This is a genomic window from Paraburkholderia sp. (genome assembly GCF_035948235.1).
Classification (GTDB): Bacteria; Pseudomonadota; Gammaproteobacteria; order Burkholderiales; family Burkholderiaceae; genus Paraburkholderia.
Window position 1 is genome coordinate 1 of record NZ_DASZJJ010000186.1, and the last position, 15,809, is coordinate 15,809.

General features: G+C 64.6%; 13 protein-coding genes and 1 tRNA gene. 7 read left to right on the plus strand and 7 right to left on the minus strand.

What is annotated here, in order from left to right; genetic code table 11:
• Positions 1-95 precede the first annotated feature (95 nt).
• Entirely contained in the window at positions 96-1,253 is a 1,158-nt protein-coding gene (locus tag VG320_RS16065; RefSeq protein ID WP_327201077.1) for a glycerate kinase, read from the plus strand.
• A 219-nt stretch (positions 1,254-1,472) separates the two neighbouring features.
• The gene (locus tag VG320_RS16070; protein WP_327201078.1) at positions 1,473-1,919 is read left to right on the plus strand and encodes a MarR family winged helix-turn-helix transcriptional regulator; all 447 of its coding nucleotides are present in this window, start codon (positions 1,473-1,475) and stop codon (positions 1,917-1,919) included.
• Between the two features lie 151 nt (positions 1,920-2,070).
• Here VG320_RS16070 and VG320_RS16075 read toward each other — a convergent pair.
• Positions 2,071-2,157, minus strand: a tRNA-Leu gene (locus tag VG320_RS16075).
• 217 nt (positions 2,158-2,374) lie between these two features.
• Here VG320_RS16075 and VG320_RS16080 point away from each other — a divergent pair.
• Complete coding sequence (locus tag VG320_RS16080; protein ID WP_327201079.1) at positions 2,375-3,217, plus strand: squalene/phytoene synthase family protein; 843 nt, start codon at positions 2,375-2,377, stop codon at positions 3,215-3,217.
• A 13-nt stretch (positions 3,218-3,230) separates the two neighbouring features.
• Here VG320_RS16080 and VG320_RS16085 read toward each other — a convergent pair whose 3' ends face one another.
• The 3 genes from VG320_RS16085 to VG320_RS16095 all read right to left on the minus strand — a co-directional run bounded on the left by VG320_RS16085 (position 3,231) and on the right by VG320_RS16095 (position 6,741).
• Positions 3,231-4,457 (minus strand): DUF1501 domain-containing protein, encoded by a 1,227-nt coding sequence (locus VG320_RS16085; RefSeq protein WP_327201080.1) that lies wholly within the window; start codon positions 4,455-4,457, stop codon positions 3,231-3,233.
• A 67-nt stretch (positions 4,458-4,524) separates the two neighbouring features.
• Positions 4,525-6,042 carry a DUF1800 domain-containing protein gene (locus tag VG320_RS16090; protein ID WP_414696057.1) on the minus strand — a complete coding sequence of 506 codons (1,518 nt, stop codon included), beginning with the start codon at positions 6,040-6,042 and terminating at the stop codon, positions 4,525-4,527.
• A 375-nt stretch (positions 6,043-6,417) separates the two neighbouring features.
• Positions 6,418-6,741 (minus strand): hypothetical protein, encoded by a 324-nt coding sequence (locus tag VG320_RS16095; RefSeq protein WP_327201082.1) that lies wholly within the window; start codon positions 6,739-6,741, stop codon positions 6,418-6,420.
• 229 nt (positions 6,742-6,970) lie between these two features.
• Between VG320_RS16095 and ompR the strand changes: the two genes are divergently transcribed.
• From ompR to VG320_RS16110, 3 genes are all read left to right on the plus strand, one after another.
• Positions 6,971-7,705, plus strand: a complete 735-nt coding sequence (ompR, locus tag VG320_RS16100; RefSeq protein ID WP_027814652.1) for a two-component system response regulator OmpR — start codon at positions 6,971-6,973, stop codon at positions 7,703-7,705.
• A gap of 61 nt (positions 7,706-7,766) precedes the next feature.
• Positions 7,767-9,116 (plus strand): ATP-binding protein, encoded by a 1,350-nt coding sequence (locus VG320_RS16105; protein ID WP_327201083.1) that lies wholly within the window; start codon positions 7,767-7,769, stop codon positions 9,114-9,116.
• Between the two features lie 134 nt (positions 9,117-9,250).
• Positions 9,251-9,799: a peroxiredoxin gene (locus tag VG320_RS16110; protein WP_327201084.1), complete on the plus strand. Its 549-nt coding sequence runs from the start codon at positions 9,251-9,253 to the stop codon at positions 9,797-9,799.
• Between the two features lie 18 nt (positions 9,800-9,817).
• Here VG320_RS16110 and VG320_RS16115 read toward each other — a convergent pair whose 3' ends face one another.
• The 3 genes from VG320_RS16115 to ispD form a co-directional block, all read right to left on the minus strand.
• Positions 9,818-10,957 (minus strand): acyltransferase, encoded by a 1,140-nt coding sequence (locus VG320_RS16115; RefSeq protein ID WP_327201085.1) that lies wholly within the window; start codon positions 10,955-10,957, stop codon positions 9,818-9,820.
• A 230-nt stretch (positions 10,958-11,187) separates the two neighbouring features.
• Positions 11,188-11,667: a 2-C-methyl-D-erythritol 2,4-cyclodiphosphate synthase gene (ispF, locus tag VG320_RS16120; RefSeq protein ID WP_327201086.1), complete on the minus strand. Its 480-nt coding sequence runs from the start codon at positions 11,665-11,667 to the stop codon at positions 11,188-11,190.
• A gap of 43 nt (positions 11,668-11,710) precedes the next feature.
• The gene (gene ispD / locus VG320_RS16125) at positions 11,711-12,424 is read right to left on the minus strand and encodes a 2-C-methyl-D-erythritol 4-phosphate cytidylyltransferase (RefSeq protein WP_327201087.1); all 714 of its coding nucleotides are present in this window, start codon (positions 12,422-12,424) and stop codon (positions 11,711-11,713) included.
• A gap of 330 nt (positions 12,425-12,754) precedes the next feature.
• Between ispD and mfd the strand changes: the two genes are divergently transcribed.
• Positions 12,755-15,809 (plus strand): transcription-repair coupling factor (gene mfd, locus VG320_RS16130; RefSeq protein WP_327201088.1); only part of this gene is annotated, 3,055 nt, incomplete at its 3' end.

The window sequence follows — 15,809 nt, forward strand, 5'->3', positions numbered from 1 at the left end:
GTATCCAGCGGGCCCCTCGTGGCTGGTAAGCTAACGCACGCGCCGGACGCCCCGCCGGCCGCAGCCGCCATCACAACACTTCCAGTCGAGACACCATGCCTAACCAGACGTTTGCTGACGCACCCGTCGTCGTCATTGCTCCCGATTCGTTCAAAGGCTCGCTCAGCGCGGATGGGGTCGCCGCGGCGATTGCCGAGGGCATCCGCCGCGCCCGACCCGATGCCGAAATCCGCATCTGCCCGATGGCCGATGGCGGCGAAGGCACGCTCGACGCCATGCTCAGCGTCGGCGGCGAGCGCCGCACGCTCAATGTCGAAGGTGCCGCCGGCGCGCGCCGCGACGCCCTCGTGGGCTTGCTGCACGACGGCAGCGCCATCGTCGAAACCGCTGAAATCGTCGGCATTACCGATCCGGTCGGCATGGGCGTGGCGGTTGCCTCGCGCAGCACGCGCGGCATGGGCGAAGCCGTGCGCGCGCTGCTCGACGAGGGCGTGCGCCGCTTCTACGTGGCGCTGGGCGGCAGCAGCACCAACGACGCGGGCGCGGGGCTGCTCGCGGGCCTCGGCCTGAAACTGTTCGACGCGGCTGGAGCGGCGCTCGAACCCACGCCCGAAGCGCTCGCGCGTGTGGCGCGCGTGGACGTGTCGGGCCTCGACACGCGCCTCGCCGAAGCCACCTTCATCGCCATGTCCGACGTCGACAATCCGCTTACGGGAGACCATGGCGCGACCGCGGTATTCGGCCCGCAAAAAGGCGTGACGCCCGCCGAAGTCGCCCCGATCGACGCAGCGCTAGGCCGCTTCGCCGACCTGCTCGAAGCCGCGCTGAACCGCCGCGCACGCGACGAGGCGGGCGCGGGCGCGGCAGGCGGACTCGGCTTTGCGCTGCGCATGCTGGGCGCGAACTTCGAGCCGGGCGCCGAAGTCGTGGCGCGCACGATCGGCCTCGACGCGGCGCTCGAAGGCGCGCAATGGCTCATCACCGGCGAAGGCCGCTCCGACGTGCAGACGCTGCACGGCAAGGCACCTTTTATCGCCTGCCGCCACGCGCAGGCTGCGGACGTGCCGGCCACGCTGCTCTCGGGCGCAGTCGATTCCGCCGCGCTCGCGCGCCTGGGCGAGCATTTCAGCGGCTGCTTTTCGCCTGCGCCGGGTCCGATCACGCTCGAAACAGCCATTCGCGACGCGGCCACGCTGCTTGCCAACGAAGCCGAACAACTCACGCGCCTGCGCTACGGCTCGCGGCCCGCGTGAATGTGCGCTCACGCAGCGCACCCGAATCGTCAGACTTTTTCGGGTGCGCGCGCAACGAGTTCCGCAGTAAGCGATTAATAGATTCGTATGCCCTCACGGGGCACGCGAGCGCATGCATTTTGAGGGTTCATGCGCGTTGACCCGCGCGCTGGTTGCGGCAACAATCACGGTACGCGCGACACCATCGCGCATACCTTACGCGACCAGACCAGGACGACCATGAAGGAAAGCAAAGCCGGACTCGAACAATTTCTGACCTATCGGCTCCATGTCCTGAACAAGCTCTCCGAACGCGGTGCGAGCGAACGATATCAGGACAAGCTCGGCATCACGCTGCCTGAAGCTCGCCTGATTGCCGCTGTCGGGGCTTTCGGCCCGTTTTCGGTGATGGAGCTTGCGCGCCACGCGAATCTCGACAAGAGCCAGGCCAGCCGCGCCGCCGAAGCGCTCATGCGCCGCGGCCTCATGCAACGCAATGCGAGCGAAGAAGATGGACGCCTCGTTCTGGTGTCGCTGACGACCGACGGACGTGCGCTCTATCGCAAGGTCATGCCGATCGCGCGCAAGTGGAATACGGACCTGTTCGCGGCACTCGACGACAAGGAGCGCGAACTGCTCAACCGTGCGCTGGAAAAGGTCATCGCGGCGTCGCAGGACGATCTCTGAAGCAGCGCATGCGATAAGCGAATTTGATGGGGTGGCGCGTCGGTGTGTCGATACACAAGGCGCCCGTAACCAGGCTTCAGAATCGCCGGATGCAATACAAAAACAAAAAGGCCACGTACCGTTAAGTACGTGGCCTTTGTCTTTACTAGCCTGGTGCGTGAGGCCGGACTCGAACCGGCACACCCTTGCGGGCGTCAGGACCTAAACCTGGTGCGTCTACCAATTTCGCCACTCACGCGAATTTTTCTGGCCGGCACCAACTAACGAACGTCGCGTGCGATACAGACCTTGTGCGCCTCGATCGTGCACCCTGATGGGGCGTCCGCAAAGCGCAAGCGCGAGATTCTAACCGATTGCCTCGCGCTTGTCTGCATCTCGACAGCGCCAGAACCCTCGAGCGCTTCAAAGCCGCGCCGGTGCTAGAATCGCCGCGCTTCCCCACGCCCCCAAACCCCGTGAATTTCGACGAATACTGCCTGCAAAAGGCGGCTCCCGCAGGATCGAGCACTTACTACGCGCTGCGCCAGGCAAGCGCCGCGCAGCAACCGCTGCTCGCCGCCCTCTTCGCGCTACGGCGCGAGCTTGAGGAAACCGCCAAGGAAACCAGCGACCCGACCGTCGGGCGCACCAAGCTCGCCTGGTGGCAGAAAGAACTGGCCGCGCTCGCCGCGGGCAATCCCGCGCATCCGGTCACGAAAGCGCTCGCCCAGCACGCGGGCGACGTGGCAAAGCTCTATCCGTTGCTCCAGCAGTTGCTGGCCGGCTTCGAAATGGATTTCGAGCAGGCCCGCTATCTCGACTTGCCGAATCTGCGCCGCTATATGGATGGCGTGGGCGGCACCTTCGCAACGCTCGTCGCGCAAGTCGGCGCGCGCACGGATCAGGAGCGCGCCACTGTTGCGCAGTGGGCGACGCCGCTGGGCAATGCACTGATGCTCGCGCAATTCGTGCCAGAGATCGGCAACGACGCTCGCCACGGCCGCATCTATATTCCGATCGACGAATTGCAGCGCTACAACGTCACCGCCGCCGATCTGATCAATCGCCGCTACAGCGCGGAATTTACCGAGCTGATGCAGTTCCAGACCCAACGCGCGCGCGAAGCGGTTCATGCGGCGCTCGCGGCCATTCCCGCTGGCGAACGCAAGCATCAGCGCCCGCTACGCGCGCTTGCCGCGCTCGAACTCGCGCTGCTCGACGAAGTGGAGCGCGAACAATTCCAGGTGCTGCATCAGCAGATCGCACTCACGCCGATCCGCAAGCTCTGGATCGCGTGGCGCGCCGCGCGCCGCGGCTAACTCACGCGATTATTCAAACGCGCAGTAAAGGCAATGGCTCGAAACGCTGTTGCAGCACGGATTGCGCGTCGATTCCCCACCAGTTTCCCAGCACCGTCGCGTAGATCTGGCGGAAGTCGACCGCAACCGGCAGATTGCCGTTGCCGTCGAGTCGCGCGAGTTGCGGCGCGTCGCCATACAGACCACCCGCCACGCGGCCGCCTGCCACGAAATGCGCGGATGCGGTGCCATGATCGGTGCCGCGACTCTGGTTCTCGCGCACGCGGCGGCCAAACTCCGCGTACGTGACAATCATCGTGCGGTCCCAGCGCCCCATTTCGACGAGCGACGAGCGCATCGCCACCATGCCCGCCGCGAACTGCCGCAACAGATCCGCGTGACGCTCGGGCTGATTCTGATGCGTATCGAAGCCGTTAAGCGTGAGACGGATCACGGCCACGCCCTGCCCGGCCACCGGCGCGCCCTGCACGGTCTCGCCCGAGGCCAGCGCCTGCATCGCAGTCTTGATCGACGCGCCGAACGCCCCATTGGGAAACGCGGTCTTTAACGCGTATTGCCCGGGACGCGGACGCAGTTGATCGGCGGCATGCACGATATCGTTCTCGACATCGAGGATGTGCGCCAGCGCTGGATTGCGCTCCTTGAGCGCGACCGGCGTGACGAGCCGCGAAGCGCGCGCGAACTGTGCCGGGTTGACGAGTGCGATGGCGCGCGCGCCGTTTGCGAGCGGCCCCATTTCGGCGCTGCCCAGCACGAGGCCATCGGCGGCGAAACCCTTCGGCACCGGCGCATTCGCAAAAGCCCGCGTGAGCCAGCCTTCGCGCAGATACTGATCCGAGCGGGAGGCCGTGTCCCAGATCTCGATCGAGCGGAAATGCGAGAGGTTGGGCTGCGCGTAACTCACGCCTTGCACGATGGCGAGTTCGTGCGCGCGCCACATCGGCAGCAGCGGCGCGAGCGCGGGATGCAGCGCTGTGTGTTCGTCAAGCTGGATCACGTCGCCACGGCGCACGCCGATGGTCGGCCGATAGCTAGCGTAAAGCGGGTCCGCATAGGGAACGACGGTATTCAATCCATCGTTGCCGCCCTTGAGTTCGACGAGGATCAACAGATTTTCGTAGCCGCTCGCGCGCGCCTGCGCGAGCGCGGCGTTGCCTTGCGCCCATGTGGTTTCGGGCAGCCATGTCGCGCCCGCTGCCGTCATCGCGGCTGCAGCGGCCAGGAAGTCGCGTCGCTTCATGCCATGCCTCGTTGAGTCCATGCGGCGCGCAGCCGCTTTTGTCTTGGGGTGATCATCGCTTTGCGCGTCATTTCAACTGGTACACCGGGTCCATCAGGAGTGCCTGGAGATACGCTTGCGCATTGCTGCCCGCAGCAATCGCATCGACAGGGGTAAGCGGCAAGACCGCATGCTGCATCTGCAATTGTGCCGAGAGACCCGGCACAGTGTCGGCGTTAAGACCATAGCGACCAAGCCAGCCGTCCAGATCGAAATGCATGCTTGCAGGCATCGGCCGCGCGGCGGGCTTTTGTGCGCCACTCGCCGGCATGGTCGCGGCGGCTTTCGTCAGCGCGCCGCCCATGTGCGGGCGCACGGTCTCCGTCGCCCGAAACAGTTGCTCGACGAACTGCTTGCGCGCGAGCAACGTCGAGCTGTTGATCCACGTCGCGCCACCGGGCCAGCCCTTCACGTTAGGCGGATAAAACAGATTCTCGCCGAGCGACGCCGAAGTGCGCGCGAATTGCGCCGTGTTCGCATAGGTGACGTCGAAACGCCGCACCGTTCCCGCGATGAACTCCACCGGCGAACTCACCAGCACGCCGCGATTGCGCTCGTCCCAGAACGCCGGCGTGGCCAGCAACGCGCTCAACGCCGCCTTGATGTCGTAAGCGCTCGAACGAAAATGCGTCGCCACGATCTCCAGTTGTTCTGGATCAGGCGTGTCCGAGACAAACTCACGCCAGAGTTTCGCCGAAACGAACTGTGCCGTCTGCGGCTCACCGAGCAGAAGGTCGAGCACCGCATCGCCATCGAACGCGCCGGCGTGACCCAGCACCGTCTTGATGCCGTCGTCGTGCTGTTGCGGGCGCCAGTCGAAGCGCAGGGAATCTGGATCGACGCCCCAGCCCGTATACGCGCGCGCCGCCTCGGAAACGTCGTGCTGCGTGTACTGCCCTTCCCCGAGCGTAAAAAGCTCCATCACTTCGCGCGCGAAATTCTCGTTGGGCTTGCCCTTGCGGTTGCTCGCGCCATCGAGATAAAGCAGCATCGCCGGATCTTTCGCCACTTCGTGGAGCATCGCCGCGAAACTGCCAAGCGCGTAGCGCCTCAGGAGCGCATTTTGCTGCGCCATCAGTTGTGGCTCGGCAACCTTGTCCTGGCCGGAAGTGAAATGGTTGTGCCAGAACAGCGTCATGCGCTCGGTGAGCGGCGACGGCGTGGTGAGGATTTCGCGCATCCACCATGCGCGCAAATCGTCGTAATTCTGGCTGCGCTGGCGTTGCTCGTCGCGACGCTGCTCCTGCGTCAGAGCGTTGCGCTGCGCGCGGGTCAAGGGCGTGTCATGGGTCCACGCGGGCAGCGGCGTCACGGCCTCGGTGCGCGCGGTCGACAGCACGCGCTCGATAGCCGCTGCGCGCGTGAGGCCTACGTAGGGCACGACATCGGCTGGCGCGGGCGCGAAACCTGTGCGGATCAGCAGATGGGTGGCGTCGTCGGCATCGAGCAGGTCGGCATCGGCCTGATCCGCAGCCGCAGGAGCGCTGGCCGGTCGATGATGATGCGCGTGATGGGCGGGTGTTGCGGACTGCGCAAGCGCCTGCATGGAAGCCAGCGCGGACGAAGCGACGCCCAACGCAGCCAGGCGCTCCGACTTGACAGGCATGAATCGCATAAACCGTTTCATGGCAGACATGGGAAACGAGGAGCGCATGAGCCGATCGCGCATCCGTAAAGGATGAATGTAGCGGCTTAACGGACGGTCGGGCGTGCTTGTTGACACCTGTTGACCGCTTAATTGCAACGGAATTTTTCCTTGCCGTCGAACGTTGCATACAGAACGTAATCGGGAGGCGATAGCGACGCCAGTACGCTGGCAACACCGCGAAGGAAATTTAAGGTAAGGCGGGAAATGAATCGCAGTGCATCGAATGACACACGCACGCGGCGACAGCGCAAGGGCTGCGATCCGCAGGAAGGTTTAGCGCTTGTAGAGTTCGCGCACCGCGTCTTCAATATGCTGACGCAGCAGACGCCGCTCTTCGGGCGTCATGTGGCCGTCGCGGCGGCGCTCATCGAGATCGGGGGGAACGGCGGGACGCTGGTTGAGGTCAGAGGCAGGACGCGGCGGTTGATCGTTGCGCACGCGCCGGATCGGCGGCCTGCCCGCGTAGCGGCTGCCCGCATGAGGGCCGTCAGCGAACATCTGCGCATGGACGGGCGCCGACTCCAATGCCGCCGCGACGCCGCTGGCCAACGCCAGTGCGATCACGGTGTGGCGCATTGTCGGGCCGACCCCTCCCATCGTTTTGTTCCCTTCTTGACGCGGCAAACGGCTACCTCGAATACATGTGGACCCGGCTCTGACACGGGCACTGGTTCGAAAATCGAATGAAGTATCCACCGAATGGCCGCTAAACGTAAAGAAGTCTATCTGTCAGTGCTTGCCGACGTGGCACAGGGCGGGTAAATTTTGTAACTGACTGTAACCTGTTAATCGGTGCAATCTCGCACCGTAACTCAATCGCGCTAAGATGCCAGGCATGGAAACCAAGAACCCGTCCAAAATTCTCGTTGTCGACGACGACCCGCGACTGCGCGACCTGCTGCGCCGCTACCTCGGCGAGCAGGGCTTTAACGTCTACGTCGCGGAAAACGCACCCGCCATGAACAAGCTGTGGGTGCGCGAACGCTTCGACCTGCTCGTGCTCGATCTGATGCTGCCGGGCGAAGACGGCCTGTCGATCTGCCGCCGTCTGCGTGGCAGCAACGACCGCACGCCCATCATCATGCTGACCGCCAAGGGCGAAGACGTGGATCGCATCGTGGGCCTCGAAATGGGCGCCGACGACTACCTTCCGAAGCCCTTCAACCCGCGCGAGCTGGTTGCCCGCATTCACGCCGTGCTGCGCCGCCAGGCGCCGTCCGAACTGCCGGGCGCGCCGTCGGAAACCACCGAAGTGTTCGAGTTCGGCGAATTCGCGCTGAATCTCGCCACCCGCACGCTCACCAAGGCCGGCCAGGAAATTCCGCTCACCACGGGCGAATTCTCGGTGCTCAAGGTGTTCGCGCGTCACCCGCGCCAGCCGCTGTCGCGTGAAAAGCTCATGGAACTCGCACGTGGCCGCGAATACGAAGTGTTCGATCGCAGTCTCGACGTGCAGATCTCACGTCTGCGCAAGCTGATCGAGCCGGATCCGGGCAGCCCGCGCTTCATCCAGACGGTGTGGGGCCTCGGCTACGTCTTCATCCCCGACGGCGCCGCCTGATCCCTGATGCAGTCTCTGGGTATCTGTCTGCCTGCACGACCTCTGTCGATGGGAAGGGTCCATGCGCATTGACCGGCGTCTGTTGACGCTCGCGTTCGGTGACCTGTTCTGGCGCACCTTCCTGCTGATCGCGCTGCTCATCGCGGTCAGCCTCGCGGCATGGTTCCAGAGCTTTCGTGTGATCGAGCGCGAGCCGCGTGCGCAGCGCGTGGCGTTGCAGCTCGTCGCCGTCGTCAAGCTCACGCGCACGGCCCTGCTCTATTCCGATCCCGACCTGCGGCGCGCGCTGCTGCAGGATCTGGAGAGCAACGAGGGCGTGCGTGTCTATCCGCGCGAAACCACCGACAAGTACAAGCTGCAGCCCGACGAGTCGCTCAATCGTCTGATCGAACATGACATTCGCGGACGGCTGGGCGACGACACCATCATCGCGCAGTCCGTCAACGACATTCCGGGCGTGTGGATCAGCTTCAAGATCGACGACGACGATTACTGGGTCGCGCTCGATCGCGACCAGCTCGACAACGTCACGGGCCTGCAGTGGGTTGGCTGGGGCGTGTCGGCGCTGGCGCTGTCGCTGTTCGGCGCGGCCTTCATCACGAGCCTCGTGAACCGGCCGTTTGCGCGCCTGGCCATGTCGGCGCGCATGGTTGGCTCGGGCCAGTCGCCCGCGCAACTGCCCGAAAGCGGCATGGGCGTGGCCGCCGAAACCAATCGCTCGTTCAACCAGATGGTGCGCGACCTCGAACAGCTCGAGGCCGACCGGGCGCTGATGCTCGCGGGCATCTCGCACGATCTGCGCACGCCGCTCGCGCGGCTGCGGCTGGAAACCGAGATGAGTCCGTCCGATCAGGCGACCAAGGACGCGATGATCGACGACATCGAGCAGATGGACATGATCATCGGCCGCTTCCTCGACTATGCGCGGCCCGTGCAGCGTATGCCCGAGCGCGTCGATCTGTCGGTGATCGCCAGCGAAATGGCCGCGCGCATGGCGGGCGAAGACGGCGTGCGTCTCATTACGCGCCTCGCGCCCACCGCCGTGATCGAAGCGGACGATACGGACGTGCGCCGCATCGTCGGCAATCTGATCGAAAACGCGCGCAAATATGGCGCAAGCGAATCGGACGGCATTCCTCACATCATGCTGGAAACGCGCGTTTCGCATTCGCGCGTGGAGCTGTCCGTGGTCGACGAAGGCCCCGGCATTCCCGAGGACCAGCTTGCGCTCGTCACGCGGCCTTTTTACCGCGTGGACAGCGCGCGTACCCAGGCCAACGGTACGGGTCTGGGCATGGCCATCGTGCAGCGTCTGGTGGGCCGCTATCGCGGTGCGCTGCGCCTGCGCAACCGCGCGCCCGGCCCGGGCCTTGAAGTGACCATCGAGTTTCCGCTCGCCAAGGGCGCCTGAGCGTCACGAGCGCGCCCTCCCTCCTTCGACATGAAGCAACGACGCACGCTGCGGTGCAGGCTCGCAGCGTGCGTTGTCGTCCCCTGCGACAATCGCAAGGAACTACCTCAGTTTCGTGTTCAAGGAGCGACGCCATGAAAACCGTCGGTGACAAACTGGCCGCCTTCACTGTCACGGCCGCCAAGCCCGGCTTCAATCATCCTGAAGAAAACGGCGAATCGGCCTTCCTCGAAATCACCGAGCAGACCTTTTCGGACAAGTGGAAAGTGATCTACTTCTATCCGAAGGATTTCACGATCGTCTGCCCGACCGAGATCGTCGGGTTCGCGCAGTTGCACAAGGAATTCGAGGATCGCGACACCGTGCTGATGGGCGGCAGTTGCGACAACGAGTACGTGAAGCTCGCGTGGCGGCGCGAAAACCGCGAACTCGATCGCCTGAATCACTATTCCTTCGGCGACGTCAAGGGCGAGTTGATCGATCAGCTAGGCATTCGCGACAAGGAAGCCGGCGTGGCGCTGCGGGCGACCTTCATCGTCGATCCGGACAACACGATCCAGCACGTGTCCGTGAACAGCCTCAACGTAGGGCGCAGCGCGGTCGAGGTCCTACGCGTGCTCGACGGACTGCAAACCGGCGAACTCTGCCCGGGCGGGCGCGAAATTGGCGGCGCCACCTTCTAGCGCTCACGCCGCGGTCACTTAAATCTGGCCCGCTGCCGTGCGCGCGGGCAGACGATTGCGGATCGCGGCGCTCAGCGGCCCCTTCCACTCCAGCACGCGCTTTTCCAGCAGTTGCCACGAGAGATGCGCGAGCAGCACGGCCAGCGCGAACTGCAACACGAGCGGCAGCAGGTCCTGCGCAAACAGCGGCAGATGTAGCCGCGCGTAAAGCGCGGGCGCCTCGCCCAGCTTCGACGGCACGAGGTTGTGGAACAGATAGAAGCCGTAGCTGATGGTGCCGAGATACGCGAGCGGCCGCACCTCCAGCGCCGCCACCAGCGCGCTGTCCTGACGGCGCACGATCCACAGGAACACCGCGCCTAGCGAGAGCGCGAGACCGATATCGAGCAGGCCAGGCATGACCGCGCGCTGCGTCGCCTCGCAGCTCACGCAATCGGCGCGCGCGAATGCGAAGACGCCCAGGCACGCAAACGCCAGCGCACACCACAATGCGGCGGGCAAACGCCCCGCCACCTGCACGCGCGCGCCGCCAATCGCCAGCGCGCCGCCGAGCGCGAGCAAGGCGAAATTCCACGGCGAGAACGCATAGACAAGCGGCTCGATCGCCCCGCTGGCATAGAGCGCGAGATGCGCGAGCGCCGCCGCCCCAATCATGCCGATGCAAATCCCCAGATGACGCGAGGCCGGCGCGAAAAGCAGCGCGAATGGCGCGATCAGATAGAACTGCTGCTCGACCGCAAGACTCCAGAAATGCGATACCGTCCCCGGCCAGCCATCATGCACGACGCCGATCCAGAAATTGGAAAGGAATGCAAAATGCCAGGCGAGACCGAGTTCGACATCGCGCTGATAAAACCAGGCATGCGCGATCGTCAGGGCGATCAACAGCAGGTAATAAACCGGGAAGATACGCAGCGCGCGCTTGATGAAGAAAACGTAGAGCACGGCGTCACGCCGCGCGGCATGCTGCTCCACGCGCAGACGATTGCGATGCAGCTCGCCTATGATCAGATAGCCGCTGATCAGAAAGAAGAGCCATACGCCGATCTTGCCGGCATCGATGGCTTCGACGTGCGCCTTGTGCGAGAGGAACACCAGCATCACGGCCAGCGCCCGGAGACCGTCGAGGCCTTTCACGCGTCTTTCGAGTCCCGTCATTGCCCTTTCCGCTTCCGGTTACGCCTTCAGCATAAGGGGAAAAAAACGGAAATAAAAAGGCAAGAAAAGCAAAGGCGGTGATTGCAGATGCAACCACCGCCTTGATAACCGAAGCGGGCATGTGCCCTGCTCGGTCGATTCGATACGCGCGAGGCACGCTGTTTGCGCAGCGCCTTGATCGAAGCAGAAAAGCCCTTGTTTTAAGGACTAAAATGCAACCTCGCGCAACATCAGGCGCGCGTGAGCAGCACGGCTGCCTGCGCTTCGATGCCTTCGCTGCGACCCAGATAGCCGAGTTTTTCGTTGGTCTTTGCCTTCACGTTCACGCGATCGAGCGGCAATTTGAGGTCTTCCGCGATGCATGCGCGCATGGCGTCGATATGCGGTGAAAGCTTCGGAGCCTGAGCGATCACGGTGCTATCGACATTGATCAGCGAGAAACCCGCCTCTTCCACGCGACGCAGGCATTCGCGCAACAGCACGCGGCTATTGGCGCCGTAGAACTGTTTATCGGTATCCGGGAAGTGGCGGCCGATGTCGCCGAGCGCCGCGGCGCCGAACAGCGCGTCGGTGATGGCGTGCAGCAGCACGTCCGCGTCCGAGTGGCCGAGCAGCCCGCGGTCGTAGGGCACCGTCACGCCGCCAATGACGAGCGGGCGTCCCGGCACGAGCGCGTGCACGTCGTAGCCTTGTCCGATTCTGATGTCCATGTGTTTTTTCCGTGTGGGTTGCTTGAGGCGCTGTAATTCGCGGTTAATTCGCGGCGCTGAGAATGGCTTCGGCCAGCGCGAAGTCTTCGGGGTACGTCACCTTGAAATTGCGCAGGCTGCCCTGCACGAGGCGCGGCGAATGGCCGAGGTACTCGATGGCGCTGGCTTCGTCGGTGAGATCGTGCCCTTCCTGCTGGGCGCGCTCGATCGCGCCGCGCAGCATGCCGATGCGGAACATCTGCGGCGTCTGGGCTTGCCAGAGACCGTCGCGCGCTTCGGTACGCGCGATGCGCGGGCCGCCTGGCACGTTATGGGGCGCGACGCGCTTGAGCGTGTCGGCCACCGGCAGCGCCATGATGCCGCCGACCGGGTCGTCCTTGAGCGCATCGACGAGCGAGCGGATCAGCGCGGGCGTGATGCCGGGGCGCGCGGCGTCGTGCACGAGCACCCAGTCGTCGTCGGTAGCGCCGAATTCGGTGAGCGCAACGAGGCCGTTATATACCGACGCCTGGCGCGAAGCCCCGCCGGTGCGGCGCACCGCGAAGCGCAGGCCGCTGAAGCGGCGCGCGTCGAAATGGCTATCGTCGGGAGAAATGACGACGAGAGTCTGGGTGAATTCGCTGCAGGCGTCGAACGCCGCGAGCGTATAGTGCAGGAGATCGCGCCCCGCAACCGTGCGGTATTGCTTGGGCAGGGACGATCCCGAACGGCTGCCGGTACCGGCGCAGGGGATCAGGGCAAATAGGCGTGAGGTCACGGTGTCGCGAGCCGCATGAGTCAAAGTAAAGGACGGATTTTATAATAGGTCCCTTGCCCACACGCCCAAGCACCGCAAACGGTCGCGGATGGCGCGTGCAATGCTCACGCCGGCAGCCAGCCGACAGGCCGCGCGAAAGCGGCGCCAACGCCTTGCCACAGCGGCATGCAGGCGAATTGGCGGCGCCACACGCGCCTTTCGAATGGCTGTCTTGAATCACGCTGTTTTGACCACAGCTTCGTCCGGATCGCATGCACCGAGGCGGTGCTCGCGGTGCTGCTCTCATCGACGCACACCGCCCGCCACGCCCGAGGCCAACCTGTTGCCCCTATGTCCGAAATCGCCGCATCCTCGAAATCCCCGTCCGCTTCACCGGTCGCCGTCGTCAAGCCGGGGCAACGCTACGCGTTCGACGGCACGCACGGTTCGTCCGACGCCCTCCTGATCGCCCGTTACCGCGAGGCTGCGCGCGACAGCGCTGCTGCCGCCCCGCTGCTGGCGGTGATCTGCGCGAGCGCCGTGGACGCCCAGCGTCTCGCGCAGGAAATCCCGTTCTTCGCACCCGAAGCGCGCGTGCGCCTGCTGCCCGACTGGGAAACGCTCCCTTACGACACCTTCTCGCCGCACCAGGATCTGGTTTCCGAGCGTCTGGCGACGCTGCACGACCTCGGCGAAGGCCGTTGCGACATCCTGCTCGTGCCGGCCACCACGGCGCTCTACCGGATGCCGCCGGCCTCGTTCCTCGCGGCTTACACGTTCTCGTTCTCGCAAGGCGAGCGTCTGGACGAGGCCAAGCTCAAGTCGCAGCTCACGCTGGCCGGCTACGAGCACGTGAGCCAGGTCATGCGGCCCGGTGAATACTGCGTGCGCGGCTCGCTGATCGACCTGTTTCCGATGGGCTCGCCGCTGCCTTACCGTCTCGATCTGTTCGACGATCAGGTCGATTCGATCCGCGCCTTCGACCCGGACAGCCAGCGCAGCCTCTATCCGGTCAAGGAAGTGCGCCTGCTGCCGGGCCGCGAGTTTCCGTTCGACGAAGCCTCGCGCACGGCGTTTCGCAGCCGCTGGCGCGAGGTGTTCGAAGGCGATCCCAGCCGCGCGACCATCTACAAGGACATCGGCAACGGCGTGCCGTCGGCGGGTATCGAGTACTACCTGCCGCTCTTTTTCGAAGAAACGGCCACGCTGTTCCACTATCTGCCGCAGAACGCGCAACTGGTGTTCTCGGGCGATCTGGACGCATCGATCCGCCGTTTCACCGCCGATACCAAACAACGCCACAACTTCCTCGCGCACGACCGCGAGCGACCGATCCTGGAGCCGCAGCGCCTCTTCCTGACCGACGAGGACTTTTTCACCTTCGCCAAGCCATTCGCGCGCCTCGTGCTGCCGGCGGCCAGCGCGGGCGGCTGGGCCACGCCCCTGCCCACGCTCGCGATCGACCGTCACGCCGACGACCCGCTCGCGGCGCTGCGCGGTTATCTGGACACCACGAAAAACCGTGTGCTGTTCGCGGTCGAATCGGCGGGACGGCGCGAAACCATCGCGCAACTGCTTGCCGATAACCACTTGCGCCCAACGACGGCAGACAGTTTCGAAGACTGGCTCACCAGCGACGAGCGCTTCGTGCTGGGCGTTGCGCCCCTATCGACAGGTTTCGCACTGCCCGGCGAAGCGCTGACGATCATCACCGAAACGGAGCTGTACGGGCCGCTTGCGCGCCGTGCGGGACGCCGCCGCCAGGAACAGGCGAGCAATGTCGATTCGATGGTGCGCGATCTTTCCGAGCTGAAGGTGGGCGATCCGGTCGTGCACGCGCAGCACGGTATCGGCCGCTATCACGGTCTCGTGACGATGGATCTCGGCGAAGGCGACACCGAATTCCTGCACCTCGAATACGCCAACGGCAGCAAGCTCTACGTGCCGGTCTCGCAACTGCACGTGATTTCGCGCTATAGCGGCGCCGATCCGGACAGCGCGCCGCTGCATGCACTCGGCTCCGGCCAGTGGGAAAAGGCCCGCCGCAAGGCCGCGCAGCAGATCCGCGACACCGCCGCCGAGCTTTTGAATCTCTACGCCCGCCGCGCCGCGCGCGAAGGCCACGCGTTCTCACTCGAACCGAAGGACTACGTGAAGTTCGCCGAGAGTTTCGGCTTCGAGGAAACGCCCGACCAGGCCGCGGCGATTGCCGCCGTGATCGGCGACATGACGAGCGGCAAGCCGATGGACCGCCTCGTGTGCGGCGACGTGGGCTTCGGCAAGACCGAAGTCGCGCTGCGCGCGGCCTTTATCGCCGTGATGGGCGGCAAGCAGGTGGCGATCCTTTCGCCCACCACGCTGCTCGCCGAACAGCACACGCAAACCTTCACGGACCGCTTCTCCGAGTGGCCCGTGCGCATCGCCGAACTCTCGCGTTTCAAGAGCGCGAAGGAAGTCAGCAGCGCGATCCAGCAGATCAACGAAGGCAGCGTCGATATCGTGATCGGCACACACAAGCTGTTGTCCTCCGATGTGCAGTTCAAGCGCCTGGGCCTCGTGATCATCGACGAGGAACACCGCTTTGGCGTGCGCCAGAAGGAAGCGCTCAAGGCGTTGCGCGCGGAAGTGGACGTGCTCACGCTCACCGCCACGCCGATCCCGCGTACGCTCGGCATGGCGCTGGAAGGCCTGCGCGACTTCTCCGTGATCGCGACCGCGCCGCAAAAGCGTCTGGCGATCAAGACCTTCGTACGCCGCGAGGAAGACAGCGTGATTCGCGAAGCGATGCTGCGCGAACTCAAGCGCGGCGGCCAGGTGTACTTCCTGCACAACGAAGTCGAGACCATCGAGAATCGCCGCGCGATGCTCGAAGCGCTGGTACCCGAAGCACGCATTGCAGTGGCCCACGGCCAGATGCACGAACGCGAACTCGAAGCGGTGATGCGCGATTTCGTGGCGCAACGCGCGAACGTGCTGCTCTGTACCACCATCATCGAAACCGGCATCGACGTGCCGACCGCGAACACCATCCTGATCCACCGCTCCGACAAATTCGGTCTGGCGCAGTTGCACCAGTTGCGCGGCCGCGTCGGGCGCTCGCATCACCAGGCCTACGCGTATCTGCTCGTGCATGATCCGCAGGGCCTGACGAAGCAGGCGCAGCGGCGGCTGGAGGCGATCCAGCAGATGGAAGAACTCGGTTCGGGCTTCTATCTGGCGATGCACGACCTGGAAATTCGCGGCACGGGCGAAGTGCTCGGCGATAAACAGTCGGGCGAGATCCAGGAAATCGGCTTCCAGCTCTACACGGACATGCTCAACGACGCCGTGAAGGCGCTCAAGGACGGCCGTGAACCCGATCTGAACGCGCCGCTTGCAGCGACCACCGAGATCAACCTGCACGCGC

Bases quoted from the DNA above. Each gene is read 5' to 3' on its own strand.
- VG320_RS16065 (WP_327201077.1), top strand. From the start codon at position 96: ATGCCTAACCAGACGTTTGCTGACGCACCCGTCGTCGTCATTGCTCCC.
- VG320_RS16070 (WP_327201078.1), top strand. From the start codon at position 1,473: ATGAAGGAAAGCAAAGCCGGACTCGAACAATTTCTGACCTATCGGCTC.
- VG320_RS16085 (WP_327201080.1), bottom strand. From the start codon at position 4,457: ATGAAGCGACGCGACTTCCTGGCCGCTGCAGCCGCGATGACGGCAGCG.
- VG320_RS16090 (WP_414696057.1), bottom strand. From the start codon at position 6,042: ATGCAGGCGCTTGCGCAGTCCGCAACACCCGCCCATCACGCGCATCAT.
- VG320_RS16095 (WP_327201082.1), bottom strand. From the start codon at position 6,741: ATGGGAGGGGTCGGCCCGACAATGCGCCACACCGTGATCGCACTGGCG.
- ompR (WP_027814652.1), top strand. From the start codon at position 6,971: ATGCCAGGCATGGAAACCAAGAACCCGTCCAAAATTCTCGTTGTCGAC.
- VG320_RS16105 (WP_327201083.1), top strand. From the start codon at position 7,767: ATGCGCATTGACCGGCGTCTGTTGACGCTCGCGTTCGGTGACCTGTTC.
- VG320_RS16110 (WP_327201084.1), top strand. From the start codon at position 9,251: ATGAAAACCGTCGGTGACAAACTGGCCGCCTTCACTGTCACGGCCGCC.
- VG320_RS16115 (WP_327201085.1), bottom strand. From the start codon at position 10,957: ATGACGGGACTCGAAAGACGCGTGAAAGGCCTCGACGGTCTCCGGGCG.
- ispF (WP_327201086.1), bottom strand. From the start codon at position 11,667: ATGGACATCAGAATCGGACAAGGCTACGACGTGCACGCGCTCGTGCCG.